Source organism: Pseudomonas guariconensis (assembly GCF_900102675.1).
Taxonomy (GTDB): domain Bacteria; phylum Pseudomonadota; class Gammaproteobacteria; order Pseudomonadales; family Pseudomonadaceae; genus Aquipseudomonas; species Aquipseudomonas guariconensis.
Genome location: NZ_FMYX01000006.1, coordinates 106,780 through 125,786 on the forward strand (window position 1 = coordinate 106,780; position 19,007 = coordinate 125,786).

Consider the following 19,007-nt stretch of genomic DNA (forward strand, 5'->3'; position numbering starts at 1 on the left):
CTTGAAGCTCTTAGATCCGGAAACTGCCGACCAGATGCTTGAGGCGGGTGGCTTGCTGTTCCAGGTCCGTGCAGGCGCGTAGGGTAGCCTGCAGGTTCTCGACGCCCTCCTGGTTGAGCATGTTGATTTCGTTGATGTCCATGTTGATCGAGTCGACCACGGCGGTTTGCTCCTCGGTGGCCGTAGCCACCGACTGGTTCATGCCGTCGATTTCGCCGATACGCACGGTCACGCTGTCCAGGCGCTCGCCGGCCTGGTTGGCGATCTCCACGCTGTCCTGGCTGTGGCGCTGGCTCTGACCCATGGTTTCGACCGACTCACGGGCACCGACCTGCAGCTCCTCGATCATGTTCTGCACTTGCTGTGCCGATTCCTGGGTGCGGTGGGCGAGGTTGCGTACTTCGTCGGCGACCACGGCGAAACCGCGGCCAGCCTCGCCTGCACGGGCGGCCTCGATCGCCGCGTTGAGCGCCAGCAGGTTCGTCTGTTGGGAAATGCTGGTGATCACCTCGAGAATCTGGCCGATGTTGACGGTCTTGTTGTTGAGCGTCTCGATGTGGGCGCTGGAGGTGACGATCAGGTCGGACAGGCGATTCATCGCCTCGATGTTGCGCTCCACCACCTGCTGGCCTTCTTCGGCCAGCAGGCGCGCCGAGGTGGCGTGCTGAGAGGCCTGGGCCGCGTTGCCGGCGATCTCCTGGGCAGCGGCGCCGAGCTCGTTGATGGCGGCGGCGACGCTGTTGGTGCGGTTGGCCTGCTCGTCGGAGTTTGCCATCGACGAGTTGGAGGCACTGATCACCCGCAAGGCCACTTCGTTGACTTGTTCGGTGGCCGAGGACACTTCGCGGATCGAGGCGTGGATACGCTCGACGAAGCGGTTGAACGCCGTGCCGAGGATGCCGAACTCATCGTGTTGATGGATCTGCAGGCGCTTGGTCAGGTCGCCTTCACCCTCGGCGATGTCTTCCATCGCACGGGTCATGGTGTGCAAGGGCTGCATCAGCACGCGGATCAGTAAACCCAGCAGGGCAATGATGATGACCACCGCCACGATCGTCGCGATCACCGCCGAGGTGCGGAAGGTGCTGAGCATGGCGAAGGCTTTGTCTTTATCTACCGACAGGCCGATGTACCAGTTGGCCGAAGGCAGCCCCTTGATCGGGGTGAAGGTCAGCAAGCGAGCCTGGCCGTCGGACTCGACTTCGGTCAGCTCGCCGGACAGCTTGGGTGTTTGCTGTGGGAACAGGTCCGACAGCGACTTCATCACCAAGTCTTTGTTCGGATGTACCAGGATCTTGCCTTGGTCGTTGACCAGGAAGGCGTAGCCCATGCCGCCGAAGTCCAGCGAATTGATGATGTCCACAAGGCCGTCGAGGGCCAGGTCCCCACCGACCACACCGACAGTGCTCGAGACCTTGCTGAGGATACCGATGACCATCTTGTTGGTGGTCAAGTCGATGTAGGGTTCGGTCAGCATGGCGCCACTGGCGTTCATGCCGTCCTTGTACCAGGGGCGCACGCGAGGGTCGTAGCCGTCGGGCATCTTGGAATCGGGACGCACGCTGAAGCCGCCGTCCACCTTGCCCAGGTAGACGGTGAGAAAGCTCGACAGTAGGGCTTGCTGACTCATGAAGGTTTCGGCATTGGCCGGATTCTGTGCGATGTTCTGCGACAGGTTTTCCACTAACTTGATTCGGCCATCGAACAGGTTGCGAATGTTGGTCGAGGTGGATTCGCCCATTTCAGCCAGATAACTCTCCAGGTCGGCGCGAATGGCATTACGCTGGAGATAATCGTTGTAGAGGGTGAACAGGCTGAAGGCGAGTATCACGATCAAAGACGCCGCCAAGAGAATCTTGTGGCTGAAACGTAGGCTTTTGTTCATGGCGTGGTCCGCTAAGGTTTTTATCGGGTCGTTCGCACGAAGGCAGCTTGAAAACAGTGCAACAATCACCGGAGGTCCTTTTCGGGATGTTCCTGTCTTTCAGAATGAGTAGCACCACGGGGTATCGGCCGTTATGCGGCAAAGCTTGAATAGAGGATGAAAGAAGATGTCGGATACTTCGCAAATAGTTGTGGGGGCGGGGCCTGACGGCCAGCCAGTGAGCCAAGCCATGCGCCTGGCCAACCGTCATGGGCTGGTTGCCGGTGCCACAGGGACGGGCAAGACCGTGACCCTGCAACGCCTGGCCGAGGTCTTCAGCGATGCGGGAGTTGCGGTGTTCGCCGCCGACGTGAAGGGCGACCTGTGCGGCCTGGGGGCAGCCGGAGCCCCGCAGGGCAAAGTGGCCGAGCGTATCGCCGCAATGCCGTGGTTGGGCCACCGCCCTCAGGCCTATCCCGTGACCTTGTGGGATATTGCAGGGGAGTCGGGTCATCCCTTGCGAACGACACTCAGTGAAATGGGGCCTCTGTTGTTGGGCAACTTGCTGGAGCTGACCGACAGCCAGCAGGCAGCACTATACGCAGCCTTCAAGGTGGCTGACCGCGAAGGGCTATTGCTCCTGGACCTCAAGGACCTCAAGGCGCTGCTCGGGCACTTGAAGGACAACCCGCAATTGCTGGGTGAGGACAGCGCATTGATGACCACGGGCTCCACCCAGGCCCTGCTACGTCGCCTGGCGACTCTGGAGCAACAGGGGGCCGAGGCCCTGTTCGGAGAGCCGGCCCTGCAACTGGAGGATCTACTGCGCCCGGACCGCGATGGGCGAGGGCGCATCCACTTGCTCGATGCCAGCCGGTTGGTGCATGAGGCGCCGAAGGTCTACGCCACCTTCCTTTTATGGTTGTTGGCCGAGTTGTTCGAACAGTTGCCCGAGCGTGGTGATGCCGACAAACCGGTGTTGGCGTTGTTCTTCGACGAGGCGCATCTGCTGTTCAACGGCACCCCCAAGGCCCTGCAGGATCGCCTCGAGCAAGTGGTTCGACTGATCCGCTCCAAAGGCGTAGGGGTTTATTTCGTGACCCAGTCGCCAGGGGACTTGCCCGATGCCGTGCTGGCGCAGTTGGGGCTGCGTATCCAGCATGGGCTTCGTGCGTTCACCGCCAAGGAGCAGAAGTCGCTCAGGGCCGTGGCCGACGGATTCCGTCCTAACCCGGCATTCGATGCACTCGCCGTGTTGACCGAACTGGGTATCGGTGAGGCATTGGTAGGGACCCTGCAGGAGAAAGGCACGCCGGAAATGGTCCAGCGGGTACTGGTAGCGCCACCGCAGTCGCGTATCGGGCCGTTGACCGAGACCGAGCGCAAAGCGCTGGTTGCAGCCTCGCCACTGGCGGGACGTTATGACAAACCAGTCGACCGTGAATCGGCTTATGAGATGCTGACCGCTCGCAAGGGCGAGCCGGTGGAGCCCGTGCCGCAGCCCAAGGCCGATGAGGAGAGCTTCGCCGACAAGGCTGGAGAGTTTTTGCAGAGTGCTGCGGGGCAGGCGATCAAGTCGGCAGTGCGCCAGGCGGCCAATCAGTTGGGGCGCCAATTGGTGCGTGGCCTGATGGGCTCGCTGCTGGGCGGCAAACGGCGGTAGTGGCCAGTGGCGCCAGCACTCACAGGTGCTAGGCATCGTGAACCCATGAAAAAGGCGCCCGAAGGCGCCTTTTTCATGACAGCGGTATCGATCAGCCGATCGCCTTGGAGGCCAGCCAGAACAGGCCGGCGGCCAGGCCCATCGAAGCCGGCAGGGTCAGGACCCAGGCCAGCAGGATGGTCTTCACGGTGCCGCCTTGCAGGCCGCTCTTGTTGGCGACCATGGTGCCGGCGACACCCGACGACAATACGTGGGTGGTCGAGACCGGCAGGCTGAAAACGTTGGCCAAGCCGATGGCGCAGGCTGCGGTGATCTGCGCCGACATGCCCTGGGCGTAGGTCATGCCTTGCTTGCCGATCTTCTCGCCGACGGTCAGCACCACGCGCTTCCAGCCGACCATGGTGCCCAGGCCCAGGGCCAGGGCGACAGCCACGATCACCCAGAACGGTGCGTATTCGGTGGTGGCGGTCAGGTCTTTGCGCAGCTTCTCGAGGTCGGCCTTTTCACGGCTTTCCAGTCCTGGGAGCTTGCCGACCTTCTTGGCGGTGTCATCCAGGCAGAGCAGATAGCGACGGACTTCGACGCGCTTCTCCGCGCTCAGGTCGCGGTAGTCGGTGACACCGTGCAGCGACGATTGCAGGGCGGCGATGGTCGGTTCGGTCTGCTGCGGATTGCAGCTGAACTGCTCCGGCAGGTCGGTCGACTTGGCCTTGCCCAGTGCCAGGAACTCGCCCAGGGTGGCGGCGTTGCGCTGGTAGAACTGGCTCATGTGCAGGGTGGCGTCGCGGGTACGCTCGATCTGGTAGGTGGTGCTGTTCAGGTCGAGGACGAACTTGGCAGGAACGATACCGATCAGGACCAGCATGATCAGGCCGATGCCTTTCTGGCCGTCGTTGGAGCCGTGCACGAAGCTGACGCCCATCGCGGAAATCACCAGCACCAGGCGATTCCAGAATGGCGGATGCTTCTTGTCGTCCAGCTTGCGGCGTTGTTCCGGTGTCTTGTGCATCTTCGACAGCGGGCGCCACCATTTGAGGCCGATCAATACCAGGGCCGCGACGGCGAAGCCGGCCATGGGCGAGATCACCAGCGACATGGCGATGTCGATCGCTTTCTGCCAGTTGACGCCATCGCCGAGGGGGATGTCGTTGAGCAGGGCATTGGCCAGGCCCACGCCCAGGATCGAGCCGATCAGGGTATGAGAGCTGGATGCGGGGATGCCGAAGTACCAGGTGCCGAGGTTCCAGGTGATGGCCGCGGCCAGCAACGAGAAGACCATGGCCAGCCCGTGTCCGGTGTTCACATTGATCAGCAGTTCGACTGGCAGCAGGTGGACGATGGCATAGGCCACCCCGACGCCGCCGAGCAGAACCCCGAGGAAGTTGAACACACCGGAGAAGAACACGGCCAGGTGCGGTGGCATGGCTTTGGTATAGATGACGGTGGCTACCGCGTTGGCGGTGTCATGAAAGCCATTGATGAACTCGAATGCGAGCACGAAGGTCAGAGCGAGCAGCAAGCTCACCAGCACCCACGCATCCAGTCCGCTGAATAAATCGATCATGAAGGTTGTCTGGCGGTCATAGGGGGGCGCGATTATGCCAGAAAACCTTGGCAATCGATGCCCCTGCAACCGATCGACGAGACGGGAAACATCCCAGGGAAGCGGCGATTCGATGCAAGATAGGTAGGGTTTTTCACGACTAAAATCGCTAAAAAACCACAAAAAAGCAGCTAAAACCCGCAATCATGAATATGGTGGTTATTTCAAACGATCGTATGAAATTTGTGTAATTCCATTTCATCATGGCGCATCGATAAAAGGACCGCTGCGCACCACCGCGTTGAAGGCGGTGGTGCGCCGCTTCGCAAGGCACACCGGGTCAGGTGTTCTCGCTGCGCAGTTCCTTTTCCATTTTTTCCAGCTCTTGGGCGAAGACCTGGTCCTGGACAGTGGCGCGCTTGCGCCAAGGTTTGCGCTCTGGTTCCAATTGCGCGGCGTAAGTGGTCACTTCACCACCGTATACTTCCTTGTAACGTTCAGCCTGGCGCTCGAGTTCCGCGCGCAGTTCTTCTTTCGTCACAGTCATACCCGAATAGGTTGAAATTTTGCCTTGGCGTTCATCATGCAAAGTTATGCAGACGGCTACGTCGCCAAGGCGAACATGCTGTCGCAGCGACAGGATCCATGAGGTACATGGCACTTGGATTAACGGGGTAGGCCCTGAGCCCTGCACCTGACTGGCGGCGTCTCCGTGGGAACGTCGACGAATATCGTTCTGAATGAACGATCCGGCCAGCGCATTCGATTATAGCAATCGATAAGTCAATGGCCATCATTCTTTAGCGGCACGTGCCAAACATTCAAAGTTATGTAGTGGGCACAATGGCGATAATCAGACTGGCCGTGAAAGTTTGAGGTGTGCTCGTCCATGAAAGTTCGGGCGAACAACAAGGAAAACAAAAACGGCCTCGTGGGAAACGAGGCCGTTGCCTGGGACTTCTACGGTGGGTACCTGACCAGTCTCTCCAAAGAAGCCACATGTGGCAGGAGAAAGGTATAAGTAAAAGTGTCAGCGGTCAATTGCGATTATCGGCCGTTGGTTCGATAATCGCACAAGCGACCGTTTTTTTTGAGGTTCACCATGAGCGAAGAAACCCTGGACAAAGCTTCCGCCAATCCGGAGCCGGGACGTACCGCAGCGCCTGCACTGGCCCCGCCGATCGTGGCCTCGCCCGCCAAACGTATCCAGGCCTTTACCGGCGACCCGGATTTCATGACTTCGCTGGCCCGTGGGCTGGCGGTCATCCAGGCCTTCCAGGAGCGCAAGCGCCACCTGACCATCGCACAGATCAGCCATCGCACCGAGATTCCCCGGGCGGCGGTGCGCCGCTGTCTGCATACCCTGATCAAACTGGGTTACGCGACCACCGATGGGCGCACCTATTCGTTGTTGCCCAAGGTCCTGACCCTGGGGCATGCGTATCTGTCCTCGACACCTCTTGCGGTCTCCGCGCAGCCTTACCTGGATCGGATCAGCGATCAGTTGCACGAAGCGGCCAACATGGCGACGCTCGAAGGTGACGACATTTTGTATATCGCCCGTTCGGCAACGGTGGAGCGGTTGATCTCGGTCGACCTTTCGGTGGGCGGCCGCTTGCCGGCCTACTGCACCTCGATGGGGCGTATCCTGCTGGCAGCACTGGACGATGCCAGTCTCTGGGAATACCTCGAACGCGCCGACCTCAAAGCCCGCACCAGTCGAACCCTGCACGATCCGGACTCACTGTTCGCCTGCATACAGCAGGTGCGCGCCCAAGGCTGGTGCGTGGTGGACCAGGAGCTGGAACAGGGCCTGCGCTCGATCGCGGTGCCGATCTACGACGCCTCGGGGCAGGTACTGGCCGCTCTCAACGTCAGTACTCACGTGGGTCGGGTGACGCGCAGCGAGTTGGAGCAGCGCTTCCTGCCGATCCTGCTGGCGGCCAGCCGCGACCTCTGCCACCAGCTATTTGGATAGCAATGCCCAGGGCCGCTTCGCGGCCCATTCACGGTCTGCATTTATCCACAGGCCGAACGGCGCCACGCGTTTCTTGTTCGATTAACGCACAGTCTCGTTTTCCATGAATTGCGCACCTGGGATGCGCTGATTAATGTCTTGCGCAACGGTCGGTTTGCCGACCGGACAATAACAACATTCGAGACGCACCCCATGAGCATTGTCCTTTCGCTGTCGCGGCCGCACCCGCCTGCAGCGTCGCCGCTTTCCGGCTGATCCACCGACGCATTCGCTTATCCTGCTCCCTGCACATCCTCCGTGTGCAGTGGCCTGTCTGCGCCTCATTTTCCGGACAACAACAATGAATAAACCGCAAACCGCTGTCGGAAACTGCCTCGACGTCCAGTCCTTCATCAACGACCAGCCACTGTCCCGCTATCAGTGGCGGGTGGTGATCCTGTGTTTTCTGATCGTCTTCCTCGATGGCCTGGATACCGCGGCCATGGGTTTCATCGCGCCGGCCCTGTCCCAGGAGTGGGGCATCGATCGCGCAAGCCTTGGCCCGGTGATGAGCGCTGCGCTGATTGGCATGGTGTTCGGTGCCCTGGGGTCGGGGCCTTTGGCTGACCGCTTCGGGCGCAAGGGCGTGCTGGTCGGGGCGGTGCTGGTGTTCGGCGGCTTCAGCCTGGCCTCGGCCTATGCCACCGACGTCGATCAACTGCTGGTGCTGCGTTTTCTCACTGGCCTGGGGCTGGGCGCTGGTATGCCCAATGCCACCACGCTGCTCTCCGAGTACACCCCCGAGCGGCTCAAGTCATTGCTGGTCACCAGCATGTTCTGTGGCTTCAATCTGGGCATGGCAGGCGGTGGTTTCATTTCCGCCAAGCTGATCCCCGCCTACGGCTGGCATAGCCTGCTGGTGCTCGGTGGCGTGCTGCCGCTGCTGTTGGCGGTGGTGCTGCTGGTGTGGTTGCCGGAGTCCGCGCGGTTTCTGGTGGTGCGCAATCGCGGGATCGACAAGGTTCGCAAGGCCTTGGCTCCGATCGCTCCTGCCAAGGTAGCTGAGGCGGCGAGCTTCAGTGTGCCGGAACAGAAGGCGGTGGCCGCCGGCAACGTGTTCACGGTGATCTTCTCCGGCACCTATGGTCTGGGCACCGTTTTGCTCTGGCTGACCTACTTCATGGGGCTGGTCATCGTCTACCTGCTGACCAGCTGGCTGCCGACCCTGATGCGTGACAGTGGTGCCAGCATGGAGCAGGCCGCGTTCATTGGCGCCTTGTTCCAGTTCGGTGGCGTACTCAGCGCGGTTGGCGTGGGCTGGGCGATGGACCGCTTCAGCCCACACAAGGTCATTGGTCTGTTCTATCTATTGGCGGGTGTGTTCGCCTACGCAGTCGGGCAGAGCCTGGGCAACATGACTCTGCTGGCCACCCTGGTGCTGGTGGCGGGCATGTGCATTAACGGCGCGCAATCGGCCATGCCCTCGTTGGCAGCGCGGTTCTACCCCACTCAAGGGCGTGCCACCGGGGTGTCTTGGATGCTCGGCATCGGCCGGTTCGGCGCGATCCTCGGGGCCTGGAGCGGCGCGACGTTGCTGGGACTTGGCTGGAACTTCGAACAGGTGCTGACCGCGCTGCTGGTGCCAGCGGCGCTGGCCACCGTGGGTGTGGTGGTCAAAGGGCTGGTGAGCCACGCCGACGCGACCTGATCGCTCAGGGTGGAGGAGCGATTTACCCGCAGATGAGAGGGTGCACCTCACCGTTGTTTCGCGGTTAAACCCGGCTCCACGCAGGTGTGCCCTGGGTCTGGGACGAATTGATAGCGGAACAACAAATGGTTCGATAATCGCACAAAAGTGCGATTATCGGATTGTAAGCGCCCCGGCGTCCTCCTTAATCTGAGCCCATCGCAGCGATGCATCGGCCCGCTGCTCCCTGACCCGACTCGTCCTGACCAGGAGTCTCCAATGGCAGCAATCCTCTCGCTTCATGATGCCGTGAAGCAATTCATCCAGGATGGCGACACCGTCGCCCTCGAAGGTTTCACCCACCTGATCCCGACCGCCGCCGGCCATGAGATCATCCGTCAGAACAAGCGGGACCTGACCTTGGTGCGCATGACCCCGGACCTGATCTACGACCAATTGATCGGTGCCGGTTGCGCGCGCAAGTTGATCTTCTCCTGGGGCGGGAACCCCGGTGTGGGCTCGCTGCACCGCCTGCGCGATGCGGTGGAAAAACACTGGCCTCACGCCATCGAAATCGAAGAGCACAGCCACGCCGACCTGGCCAATGCCTACGTCGCCGGTGCTTCGGGCTTGCCCTTTGCCGTGCTGCGCGCCTACGCAGGTTCCGACCTGCCGAAGGTCAACCCGCTGATCAAGAGCGTGACCTGCCCGTTCACCGGCGAAGTACTCGCCGCCGTGCCTTCGGTGCGCCCGGATGTCACCGTGATCCACGCACAAAAAGCCGACCGCAAGGGCAACGTACTGCTCTGGGGCATCCTGGGCGTGCAGAAGGAAGCGGCCCTGGCGGCCAAGCGCTGCATCGTCACGGTCGAGGAAATCGTCGATGACCTGCAGGCCCCGATGAACGCCTGTGTACTGCCGACCTGGGCGCTCAGCGCCGTATGTCTGGTGCCCGGCGGCGCCCATCCGTCCTACGCCCATGGTTACTACGAGCGCGACAACCGCTTCTACCAAGCCTGGGACCCGATTGCGCGCAACCGTGAGTCGTTCACTGCCTGGATCGACACCTACATCCGTGGCACCGCTGACTTCAATGAATTCAAGGCCAAGCTGGCCAGCACCGCGGAGGCTGCGCAATGAACTATTCCACTTCCGAGATGATGACTGTCGCCGCAGCCCGTCGCCTGCGTAACGGCGCGGTCTGCTTCGTGGGGATCGGCCTGCCGTCCAAGGCCGCCAACCTGGCACGCCTGACGTCCTCCCCGGACGTGGTGCTGATCTACGAATCCGGCCCGATCGGTGCCAAGCCCAGCGTGTTGCCGCTGTCGATCGGCGACGGCGAGCTGGCTGAAACCGCCGATACCGTAGTGCCAACCGCCGAGATCTTCCGCTATTGGCTGCAAGGCGGGCGCATTGACGTGGGCTTCCTTGGCGCTGCCCAGGTCGACCGCTTCGGCAACATCAACACCACCGTTGTCGGTGACTACCACGCGCCCAAGACGCGCCTGCCGGGTGCTGGCGGCGCACCGGAGATCGCCGGTTCCGCCAAGCAGGTGCTGATCATCCTCAAGCAGTCGCCTCGTGCGTTCGTCGAGAAACTGGACTTCATCACGTCGGTCGGTCACGGCGAGGGCGGCGATTCGCGCAAACGCCTGGGCCTGCCGGGCGAGGGCCCGGTCGGGATCATCACCGACCTGTGCATCATGGAACCGGAAGCCGGCACCCATGAGTTCGTGGTCACCTCGATTCATCCAGGCGTGACCCGCGAGCAGATCATTGCCGCCACCGGTTGGCCGATCCGCTTTGCCGACAGCGTGCAGACCACCGATGCCCCCACCGAGGTCGAGCTGGGCGCGCTGCGCGACCTTGAGGCCCGTACCGCCGCCGCCCATGGCCAGACGGCAGGAGAAGCCTGATGCGTGACGTATTCATCTGCGACGCCATCCGCACCCCCATCGGCCGCTTCGGCGGCGCCTTGGCCGGCGTGCGTGCCGATGACCTGGCGGCGGTGCCGCTCAAGGCATTGATCGAGCGCAACCCGCAGGTCGACTGGACGCAGCTCGACGAAGTGTTCCTGGGCTGTGCCAACCAGGCCGGCGAGGATAACCGTAACGTGGCGCGCATGGCGCTGCTGCTGGCCGGCCTGCCACAAAGCGTTCCGGGCGTGACCCTCAACCGCCTGTGTGCCTCGGGAATGGATGCTGTCGGCACCGCGTTCCGCGCCATCGCCAGCGGCGAGATGGAGCTGGCCATCGCTGGCGGGGTGGAGTCCATGTCCCGTGCTCCTTTCGTCATGGGCAAGGCCGAGAGCGGCTACTCGCGCAACATGAAGCTTGAGGACACCACCATCGGCTGGCGCTTCATTAACCCGCTGATGAAGGCCCAGTACGGCGTGGATGCCATGCCCGAGACGGCCGACAACGTGGCGGACGACTATCAGGTTTCGCGCGCCGACCAGGACGCTTTCGCCCTGCGCAGCCAGCAGAAGGCTGCGGCAGCCCAGGCGGCTGGGTTCTTCGCCGAAGAGATCGTACCGGTGCGTATCGTTCACAAGAAGGGCGAGACCCTGGTCGAGCAGGACGAGCACCTGCGCCCGGAGACCACTCTGGAGGCTCTGGCCAAGCTCAAACCGGTCAATGGCCCGGACAAGACGGTCACTGCCGGCAACGCTTCGGGCGTCAACGACGGTGCGGCCGCGTTGATCCTGGCGTCGGCTGAAGCGGTGAAAAAGCACGGCCTCACCCCGCGTGCACGGGTGCTGGGCATGGCCAGCGCCGGTGTGGCGCCTCGGGTGATGGGAATCGGTCCGGTGCCTGCGGTGCGCAAGTTGACGGAGCGGCTGGGCATTGCGGTGACAGATTTCGATGTCATCGAGCTGAACGAAGCCTTCGCCAGCCAGGGCCTGGCCGTACTGCGCGAGCTGGGTGTCGCCGATGACGCCCCTCAGGTCAACCCCAACGGCGGGGCCATTGCCTTGGGCCATCCGCTGGGCATGAGCGGGGCCCGCCTGGTGCTGACCGCACTGCATCAGTTGGAGAAGCGCGGCGGGCGCAAAGGCCTGGCGACCATGTGCGTGGGCGTTGGGCAGGGGCTGGCATTGGCGATCGAGCGCGTTTGATCGGGTGTTTGGACCCATCGCGGGGAAATCGGAGCGGCGGTTTAGCGCTCCGATTTACCCGCGAATAGGGACTGCCGGAACCTCGCTCCACGTAAGGTGCAGGCCGGGCTGCGGAACGAGACTGTTACTGGGTGTGTCTAGACTTAGCAATGGCCTTCCAGGAGTAAGCACGTCATGACCTCTAGCTATTACACAGGCGAAGAACGCAGTAAGCGCATCTTCGCGATCGTCGGTGCCTCCTCGGGCAACCTGGTGGAATGGTTCGACTTCTACGTCTATGCCTTCTGCGCGATCTACTTCGCCCCGGCGTTCTTCCCTTCGGACGATCCCACCGTGCAGTTGCTCAATACTGCTGGGGTGTTCGCCGCAGGCTTCCTGATGCGTCCGATCGGAGGTTGGATCTTCGGCCGTCTGGCTGACCGCCATGGGCGCAAGAATTCCCTGATGATCTCGGTGCTGATGATGTGCGGCGGCTCGCTGATCATCGCTTGTCTGCCTACCTATGCGAGCATCGGCACCTGGGCGCCGGCCCTCCTGTTGCTGGCGCGGCTGATCCAGGGCCTGTCGGTGGGCGGTGAATACGGCACTACCGCGACCTACATGAGTGAAGTGGCACTGCGCGGGCAGCGCGGCTTCTTTGCCTCTTTCCAGTACGTCACGCTGATCGGTGGGCAGTTGCTGGCGGTGCTGGTGGTGGTGATCCTGCAGCAGTTGCTGACCGAGGATGAGCTGCGTGCCTATGGCTGGCGTATCCCGTTCGTGGTGGGCGCCATCGCCGCGCTGATCTCGCTGATGCTGCGCCGTTCGCTGAAAGAGACCAGCAGCGCCGAAACCCGCCAGGACAAAGAGGCCGGCACCATCAGCGGGCTGTTCCGTAACCACGCCGCGGCGTTCATCACCGTGCTGGGCTATACCGCCGGCGGTTCGCTGATCTTCTACACCTTCACCACGTACATGCAGAAGTTCCTGGTCAACACCGCCGGGATGAACGCCAAGAGCGCCAGCTTCGTGATGACCGGGGCGCTGTTCCTATTCATGATCCTGCAGCCGCTGTTCGGCATGTTGTCCGACCGCATTGGCCGGCGTAACTCGATGATGTTGTTCGGCGCCTTGGGGACGCTGTTCACCGTGCCACTGCTGATGGCGCTCAAGACCGTGACCAGCCCATTGCTGGCCTTCGTCCTGGTGACGCTGGCGCTGTGCATCGTCAGTTTCTACACCTCGATCAGCGGCCTGGTGAAAGCCGAGATGTTCCCCACGCAAGTGCGTGCCTTGGGCGTCGGCCTGGCTTATGCGGTGGCCAACGCGGTATTTGGCGGTTCAGCCGAATACGTGGCCCTGGGCTTGAAAACCCTGGGAATGGAGAACACCTTCTACTGGTACGTGACCGCCATGATGGCGGTGGCCTTCCTGTTCAGTCTGCGCCTGCCGAAGCAGGCTGCGTACCTGCACCATGATCATTAAGGACGTTGCATGACCCACCAGCTCTTCGACGTTTACTTCACAGCGCCCGCCATGCGCGAGATCTTCTGCGATCGCGGTCGCCTGCAGGGCATGCTCGATTTCGAGGCTGCCCTGGCGCGCGCCGAAGCGGCCGTCGGGCTGGTACCGCACAGTGCCGTGGCGGCCATCGAGACCGCCTGCCATGCCGAGCGCTATGACATCCGCGCCCTAGCCGAGGCCATCGCCACGGCGGGCAACTCGGCGATTCCCTTGGTGAAGGCCTTGGGCAAAGTGATCGCCAGCGGCGTACCGGAGGCCGAGCGTTACGTTCACCTGGGCGCGACCAGTCAGGACGCGATGGATACCGGTCTGGTGCTGCAACTACGCGATGCCCTGGCGCTGATCGAGGCCGATCTTGCCAAGCTGGCCGAGACCCTGGCGCGCCAGGCCCTGCTACATGCCGATACCCCTTTGGTAGGGCGCACTTGGTTGCAACACGCCACACCCGTCACCCTGGGCATGAAGCTGGCCGGTGTGCTGGGCGCGTTGACCCGCCATCGTCAGCGTCTTGCACAACTGCGTCCACGGCTGCTCTGCCTGCAGTTCGGCGGTGCTTCTGGCAGTCTTGCGGCCTTGGGCAGCAAGGCTCTGCCGGTCGCTGAAGGGCTTGCTGCGGACCTGGGCCTGAGCCTGCCCGAGCAACCTTGGCATACCCAGCGCGATAGGCTGGTGGAGTTCGCCTCGGTACTGGGGCTGGTGGCCGGCACGTTGGGCAAATTCGGGCGCGATGTGAGCTTGCTGATGCAGACCGAGGCTGGGGAGGTGTTCGAGCCCTCCGCGCCGGGCAAGGGCGGCTCTTCGACCATGCCGCACAAACGCAACCCGGTAGGCGCCGCGGTGCTGATCGGCGCCGCCACGCGGGTGCCGGGCTTGGTATCGACGATGTACGCCGCCATGCCTCAGGAACACGAGCGTAGCCTGGGCCTGTGGCACGCCGAATGGGAAACCCTGCCGGAAATCTGCTGCCTGGTGTCCGGCGCCCTGCGCCAGGCCCAGGTGATCGCCGAGGGCATGGAGGTCGATGCTACGCGCATGCGCCGCAATCTGGATTTGACCCAGGGCCTGGTGCTGGCCGAGGCGGTGAGCATCGTCCTGGCCCAGCGCCTGGGGCGTGATCGCGCCCACCATCTGCTAGAGGACTGTTGCCAACGTGCGGTGGCCGAGCAGCGCCATCTGCGCGCGGTGCTGGGCGAGGACGCGCAAGTCAGCGCCGAGCTGAGCGCCGAAGAACTCGACCGTCTGCTCGACCCTGCCCACTACCTGGGCCAGGCCCGCGTCTGGGTGGCGCGGGCCGTGGCCGAACATCAACGTTTCACTGCCTGAAGGAGACCGCTGTGGCGCTACTGCAACTGGCCGATGGCGTATTGAACTACCAATTCGACGGCCCAGAGCACGCCCCGGTGCTGGTGTTGTCCAACTCGCTGGGTACCGACCTGCACATGTGGGACACCCAGATTCCGGCGTGGTCCGAGCATTTTCGCGTGTTGCGCTACGACACTCGTGGTCATGGCGGCTCGCAGGTCACCGAAGGCCCTTACCGCATCGAACAGCTAGGCCGCGATGTGCTAGCGCTGCTCGATGCGCTGGATATCCCGCAGGCCCACTTCGTCGGCCTGTCCATGGGCGGCCTGATCGGCCAGTGGCTGGGCATCAATGCCGGCCACCGCCTACTCAGCCTGACCCTGTGCAACACTGCGGCCAAGATCGCCAACGACGAAGTGTGGAACACCCGTATCGACACGGTGCTCAAGGGCGGTCAGCAGGCGATGGTCGATTTGCGCGATGCCTCTATCGCGCGCTGGTTCACCCCAGGATTTGCCCAGGCCCAACCCGATCAGGCTCAACGTATCTGCCAGATGCTCGCGCAGACTTCCCCCCAGGGGTACGCGGCCAATTGCGCCGCGGTGCGTGATGCGGATTTTCGTGAGCAACTGGTCAGCGTCAAGGTGCCGACCCTGATCGTCGCGGGGACCGAGGATGTGGTGACCACCCCGGAACACGGTCGCTTCATGCAGGTGCAGATCCAGGGGGCAGCCTATGTGGAGTTTGCTGCGGCGCACCTGTCCAATGTCGAGATCGGCGCACCGTTCACCCGCCGGGTGCTCGATTTTCTGCTGACCTGCTGAGGAATTGGCGATGGATGAGAAACAACGCTACGAGGCAGGCATGCAGGTGCGCCGCGCCGTACTTGGCGATGCCCATGTGGACCGCAGCCTGGAAAAGCTCAACGACTTCAATGGCGAGTTCCAGGAGATGATCACCCGGCATGCCTGGGGCGATATCTGGACGCGCCCGGGTTTGCCCCGGCATACCCGCAGCCTGATCACCATCGCGATGCTGATCGGCATGAACCGCAACGAGGAGCTCAAGCTGCACCTGCGTGCGGCCGCCAATAACGGCGTGACGCGAGAGCAGATCAAGGAAGTGATCATGCAGAGTGCGATCTATTGCGGGATCCCGGCGGCCAATGCCACCTTCCACCTGGCTGAGTCGGTGTGGGATGAGCTGGGGGTCGAGTCGCGGCAGTGAAACCTGGCGGGGTCGCATTGCGGCCCCTCGCAGGTGTGTGACGTCAGGCTGCCGCTTTCTTCTGGCGCACCGCCACCGGACCTGCCTTGGTTTCCACGGTGCGCTTGAGCGCCGGACACAGCCCCAACATGAACGCCAGCTCCGCCACCACGAACAGCGGCCCGATGATCAGCCCGCTGATATCGTCCACGAACGCCGGCTTGCGGCCTTCGTAATAATGGCCGACGAACTGGATGATCCAGCCCACCACGAAGGCGCCGAGCCCGGCGCTCAGCCACAGCCCGGTGGCCTGTACCGCAAGTGTCTGGCCAACCCACAGGCACCCGCCCAGTAACGCGCCCATCACCAGCCCGAAGCGCACATCCAGACGCAGGTAGAACCACACCGAGGCGGCGGCGACCAGCAGCGCCGGGGAAAGCCACACCCCCAGCATTGAGCCGCCGGGGCGTGACAGCAGGATGGTCACTGCCAGCACGATCAGCGGAATCCCGACGAAATGGGTGGCGATATTGCGTGGGTCACGGTGGTAGCTGGCGTACTGGCTCAGGTGGTCGACGAGGGTTTTCATTGTTGTTTCTCCCTGGGGGCCTGATTGGCTGATGCCTGTCCCGGCGTTTTCGCAGGTTTCCCTGCGAAAGGGCTTGTCTGAGCATAGCGCCCGGACATCATGGCCGGAACCTGGTGCAGGTGATGGCCTGTTATCACCGCAGCGAATGGCGTTACCCCAGGCTGCGGGCGGAGGGCTGTGCGGGCGTGTCGAGTCTCACCAGGGTCTCGATCATGGCCCGCGCCGCAGGCGACAGCCGGTAGCCACTGCGGCTGATCACCCCACATCGCACGCTCAGCACCTCCAGCCTTGGCGGCAGGTTGCGCCAGTGCAGCCGAACCAGGCGGCCGGCTGCCAGGTCCTCGGCGATCGCCTCTTCGCTGGCGTTGCCGATGGCGTCGCTGGCCAGCACGACACTGCGCAGCACGGCCAAGTGTTCGGTTTGCAGGTGAGGCGTGAAGTCGCTGCGCCCGCTCAAGTTGGCCAGTCGTTTGCGCACACCGGAAACGAGCAGGGCGCTGGCCAGTGGATAGGCGAACAGGTCGTTGGTCGACAGGCTGTCCTTGGCCAGCAAGGGGTGCCCGGGGCGGCAGAAGAACAGGCCAGGGCGTGGCGTCAGCGGTTCGGTATGAAAGTACGGGTCGGCCTCGAAGGGGCGGATGTCATCGACGAAGAACTCTATTTGCTCACGGCGCAGTGCCTGGCCCAGCTGCTCTGCGTTGTTCACTTGCAAGCGGGTGAGGATCCCTGGGTGGGTCTGGATGAAATGGCGCAGAGCCTCGGGCACCAGACGCGCAGCCAGGGCCGGCCCGCTGCCGAAATGCAGCTCGCCGGCGTCGAGCTTGGTCATCTGGAGCACATCGTTGCTCAACTGCGCGGCACCCTGGACCAGTCGCCTGGCATGTTGCAGTACCACCTGCCCTTCAGGGGTGGGCTGCAGCGCCTTGCTGGCGCGGTCGACAAGCGGGCAACCCAAGGTCTGCTCCAGGCCCTGGATGGCGCGGCTGAAGGCCGGCTGGGTAATGCCCATGGCTTCGGCGGCGCGAACGAAACTGCGATATTCGGTCAGGGCAATGAAGTAGCGCAGTTGGCGAAGGTCCATGTTCGGGCTCTGGTGCGGGGATCAGGGCTCGGTTTTAGCGGGTCGTTACATATATCGTCAAAGAATGTTATTTGATTTAATTATTCTTTTTGGCTATTTGCCGGTGATCAGACGATGCGCGGCGTGAACCCGCTCCCACAAAGTCGACGGTGATCTTTGTTGGAGCGGGTTTACCCGCGAAGTGTCCTGGCTAGAGCAGGTTCAGCGGGTAGCTGATGATCAGTCGATTCTCGTCGAACGCGTTGGTGCTGAAATCCCGGCGCATGGTGGAGTTGCGCCATTTAAGCGACAGGTCCTTGAAGGAACCGGCCTGGATCACGTAGGCAAGCTCGGTTTCCCGCGCCCACTCCTTGCCGTCGGTGACGCCGCCGGCCTGCACATTGTCGCCTTTGATGTAGCGGTTCATCAGGGTCAGCCCGGGCACGCCGAGGGCGACGAAGTTGAAGTCGTGTCGCACCTGCCAGGAGCGCTCTTTGGCGTTGTCGAAGCTTGAGTTGTAGCTGTCGTTGGCCAGGGTGCCACCGCTGGTCCCGTTGACCCGCATCCAGGCGTCGTCACCGCTGACCTTCTGCAGGCCCAGGTAGAACGTATGACCTTGGTAGCGTGCCGAGAGCATGGCCGAGGCGGTGCGGTTGTCCAATTTGCCAGCGCGCTCGGCACCGTCCTCGCCGCCGACGAAATAACCGAGGTTGGCGCCCAGGGTCCAGTCGCCCAGAGGCTGGCTGTGCACCAGGTTGACGTACTGTTGGCGGTAGATGTCCTTGAGCTGGGCATTCCACAGGCCAACCAGCGTGCGCTTGTCGTTGAAGGTGTATTCGCCGCCGGCGAAGTTGAACCGGTCGGAGGTGAAGGCGGCGCGGCCATTGAGCGACATGTCTTCCATGCTGGCGTCGTTGCGCGGGCTGTTGCCACGGAACTGGCCGGCATACAGGGTCAGCCCGGCGATCTCCTGGGAGGTGAGCTGGCCGCCGCGGAAGGTCTGTGGCAGTGAGCGGCCATCGTCCGAGCGCAGGATCGGTAGCACGGGCATCCATTCACCGACCTTCAGTTCGGTCTGCGACGCCTTGGCTTTGAGCGCGATGCCAAGGCGGCCGAAATCATCGGCGGGGCGGCCGTCGTCGTGCACGGGCAGCAGGTGAGTGCCGGCTGTGCCTTTGCCGCCATCGAGCTTGATCGAATACAGCCCGAGCACGTCCACGCCGAAACCGACGGTGCCCTGGGTGAAGCCGGAGCGGGCATCGAGGATGAAGCTCTGAGTCCATTCCTCGGCTTTGCTCTGGCGATTGACCGGGTCGACGAAGTTGCGGTTGATGTAGAAGTTGCGCAGGTTGAGGGTGGCCTTGGCGCCTTCCACGAAACCGCTTTCAGCGGCCAGGGAGGGCAGGGCGCAGGACAGGGCCAACAGGCCGGGCAGCAGTTGGCGTGCGGGTTGCAAAGTGCTCATCGGTTGCGGATCTCTTGTTTTTATTCGGGCGAGCCGGTGCGCTGCGGGTG

The 19,007-nt window shown here is 62.8% G+C and carries 16 protein-coding genes and 1 pseudogene; 10 read left to right on the forward strand and 7 right to left on the reverse strand.

Annotated elements, in window-relative coordinates; translation table 11 throughout:
• Positions 1-10: 10 nt before the first annotated feature.
• Positions 11-775: a methyl-accepting chemotaxis protein gene (locus BLS27_RS24205; protein WP_371906703.1), complete on the reverse strand. Its 765-nt coding sequence runs from the start codon at positions 773-775 to the stop codon at positions 11-13.
• 90 nt (positions 776-865) lie between these two features.
• A pseudogene (locus tag BLS27_RS24210) lies at positions 866-1,885 on the reverse strand (HAMP domain-containing protein); the annotation flags it as partial.
• Between the two features lie 166 nt (positions 1,886-2,051).
• Between BLS27_RS24210 and BLS27_RS12115 the strand changes: the two are divergent.
• Positions 2,052-3,527 carry a helicase HerA-like domain-containing protein gene (locus BLS27_RS12115; protein WP_043206407.1) on the forward strand — a complete coding sequence of 492 codons (1,476 nt, stop codon included), beginning with the start codon at positions 2,052-2,054 and terminating at the stop codon, positions 3,525-3,527.
• A gap of 91 nt (positions 3,528-3,618) precedes the next feature.
• On the opposite strand, the gene BLS27_RS12120 is transcribed toward BLS27_RS12115, so the two are convergent.
• Together BLS27_RS12120 and BLS27_RS12125 are read right to left on the reverse strand one after the other, a co-directional pair.
• Complete coding sequence (locus tag BLS27_RS12120) at positions 3,619-5,091, reverse strand: inorganic phosphate transporter (protein ID WP_043206408.1); 1,473 nt, start codon at positions 5,089-5,091, stop codon at positions 3,619-3,621.
• Positions 5,092-5,410: 319 nt separating this feature from the next.
• A complete protein-coding gene (locus BLS27_RS12125) occupies positions 5,411-5,611 on the reverse strand; it encodes a hypothetical protein (RefSeq protein WP_043206523.1) in 201 nt (66 codons plus the stop codon).
• Positions 5,612-6,172: 561 nt separating this feature from the next.
• Here BLS27_RS12125 and pcaR point away from each other — a divergent pair.
• From pcaR to pcaC, 9 genes are all read left to right on the forward strand, one after another.
• On the forward strand, positions 6,173-7,048 hold the full coding sequence (gene pcaR, locus BLS27_RS12130) for a pca regulon transcriptional regulator PcaR (protein WP_232095196.1): 876 nt from the start codon (positions 6,173-6,175) through the stop codon (positions 7,046-7,048).
• A 340-nt stretch (positions 7,049-7,388) separates the two neighbouring features.
• On the forward strand, positions 7,389-8,735 hold the full coding sequence (pcaK, locus tag BLS27_RS12135; protein WP_090344955.1) for a 4-hydroxybenzoate transporter PcaK: 1,347 nt from the start codon (positions 7,389-7,391) through the stop codon (positions 8,733-8,735).
• A gap of 258 nt (positions 8,736-8,993) precedes the next feature.
• The gene (locus BLS27_RS12140; protein WP_043206410.1) at positions 8,994-9,854 is read left to right on the forward strand and encodes a CoA transferase subunit A; all 861 of its coding nucleotides are present in this window, start codon (positions 8,994-8,996) and stop codon (positions 9,852-9,854) included.
• Positions 9,851-10,630, forward strand: coding sequence for a CoA-transferase subunit beta (locus BLS27_RS12145; RefSeq protein ID WP_043206411.1), 780 nt, complete (start codon positions 9,851-9,853; stop codon positions 10,628-10,630). The genes BLS27_RS12140 and BLS27_RS12145 overlap by 4 nt, the downstream gene beginning before the upstream one ends.
• On the forward strand, positions 10,627-11,832 hold the full coding sequence (pcaF, locus tag BLS27_RS12150) for a 3-oxoadipyl-CoA thiolase (RefSeq protein ID WP_180962712.1): 1,206 nt from the start codon (positions 10,627-10,629) through the stop codon (positions 11,830-11,832). Before BLS27_RS12145 ends, pcaF begins: the two co-directional genes overlap by 4 nt.
• 174 nt (positions 11,833-12,006) lie before the next feature.
• Positions 12,007-13,296 (forward strand): MFS family transporter, encoded by a 1,290-nt coding sequence (locus tag BLS27_RS12155; protein WP_043206413.1) that lies wholly within the window; start codon positions 12,007-12,009, stop codon positions 13,294-13,296.
• A gap of 9 nt (positions 13,297-13,305) precedes the next feature.
• Complete coding sequence (locus tag BLS27_RS12160) at positions 13,306-14,658, forward strand: 3-carboxy-cis,cis-muconate cycloisomerase (protein WP_090344959.1); 1,353 nt, start codon at positions 13,306-13,308, stop codon at positions 14,656-14,658.
• An 11-nt stretch (positions 14,659-14,669) separates the two neighbouring features.
• Positions 14,670-15,461 (forward strand): 3-oxoadipate enol-lactonase, encoded by a 792-nt coding sequence (pcaD, locus tag BLS27_RS12165; RefSeq protein ID WP_090344962.1) that lies wholly within the window; start codon positions 14,670-14,672, stop codon positions 15,459-15,461.
• A gap of 10 nt (positions 15,462-15,471) precedes the next feature.
• Positions 15,472-15,864, forward strand: coding sequence for a 4-carboxymuconolactone decarboxylase (pcaC, locus tag BLS27_RS12170; RefSeq protein ID WP_043206417.1), 393 nt, complete (start codon positions 15,472-15,474; stop codon positions 15,862-15,864).
• 43 nt (positions 15,865-15,907) lie between these two features.
• Here the strand turns inward: pcaC and BLS27_RS12175 are convergent, their stop codons facing one another.
• The 3 genes from BLS27_RS12175 to BLS27_RS12185 form a co-directional block, all read right to left on the reverse strand.
• Complete coding sequence (locus BLS27_RS12175) at positions 15,908-16,432, reverse strand: Mpo1 family 2-hydroxy fatty acid dioxygenase (protein WP_090344964.1); 525 nt, start codon at positions 16,430-16,432, stop codon at positions 15,908-15,910.
• Positions 16,433-16,583: 151 nt separating this feature from the next.
• On the reverse strand, positions 16,584-17,513 hold the full coding sequence (locus tag BLS27_RS12180) for a LysR family transcriptional regulator (RefSeq protein WP_090344966.1): 930 nt from the start codon (positions 17,511-17,513) through the stop codon (positions 16,584-16,586).
• A 190-nt stretch (positions 17,514-17,703) separates the two neighbouring features.
• Complete coding sequence (locus tag BLS27_RS12185) at positions 17,704-18,957, reverse strand: OprD family porin (RefSeq protein WP_090344968.1); 1,254 nt, start codon at positions 18,955-18,957, stop codon at positions 17,704-17,706.
• Positions 18,958-19,007: the final 50 nt, after the last annotated feature.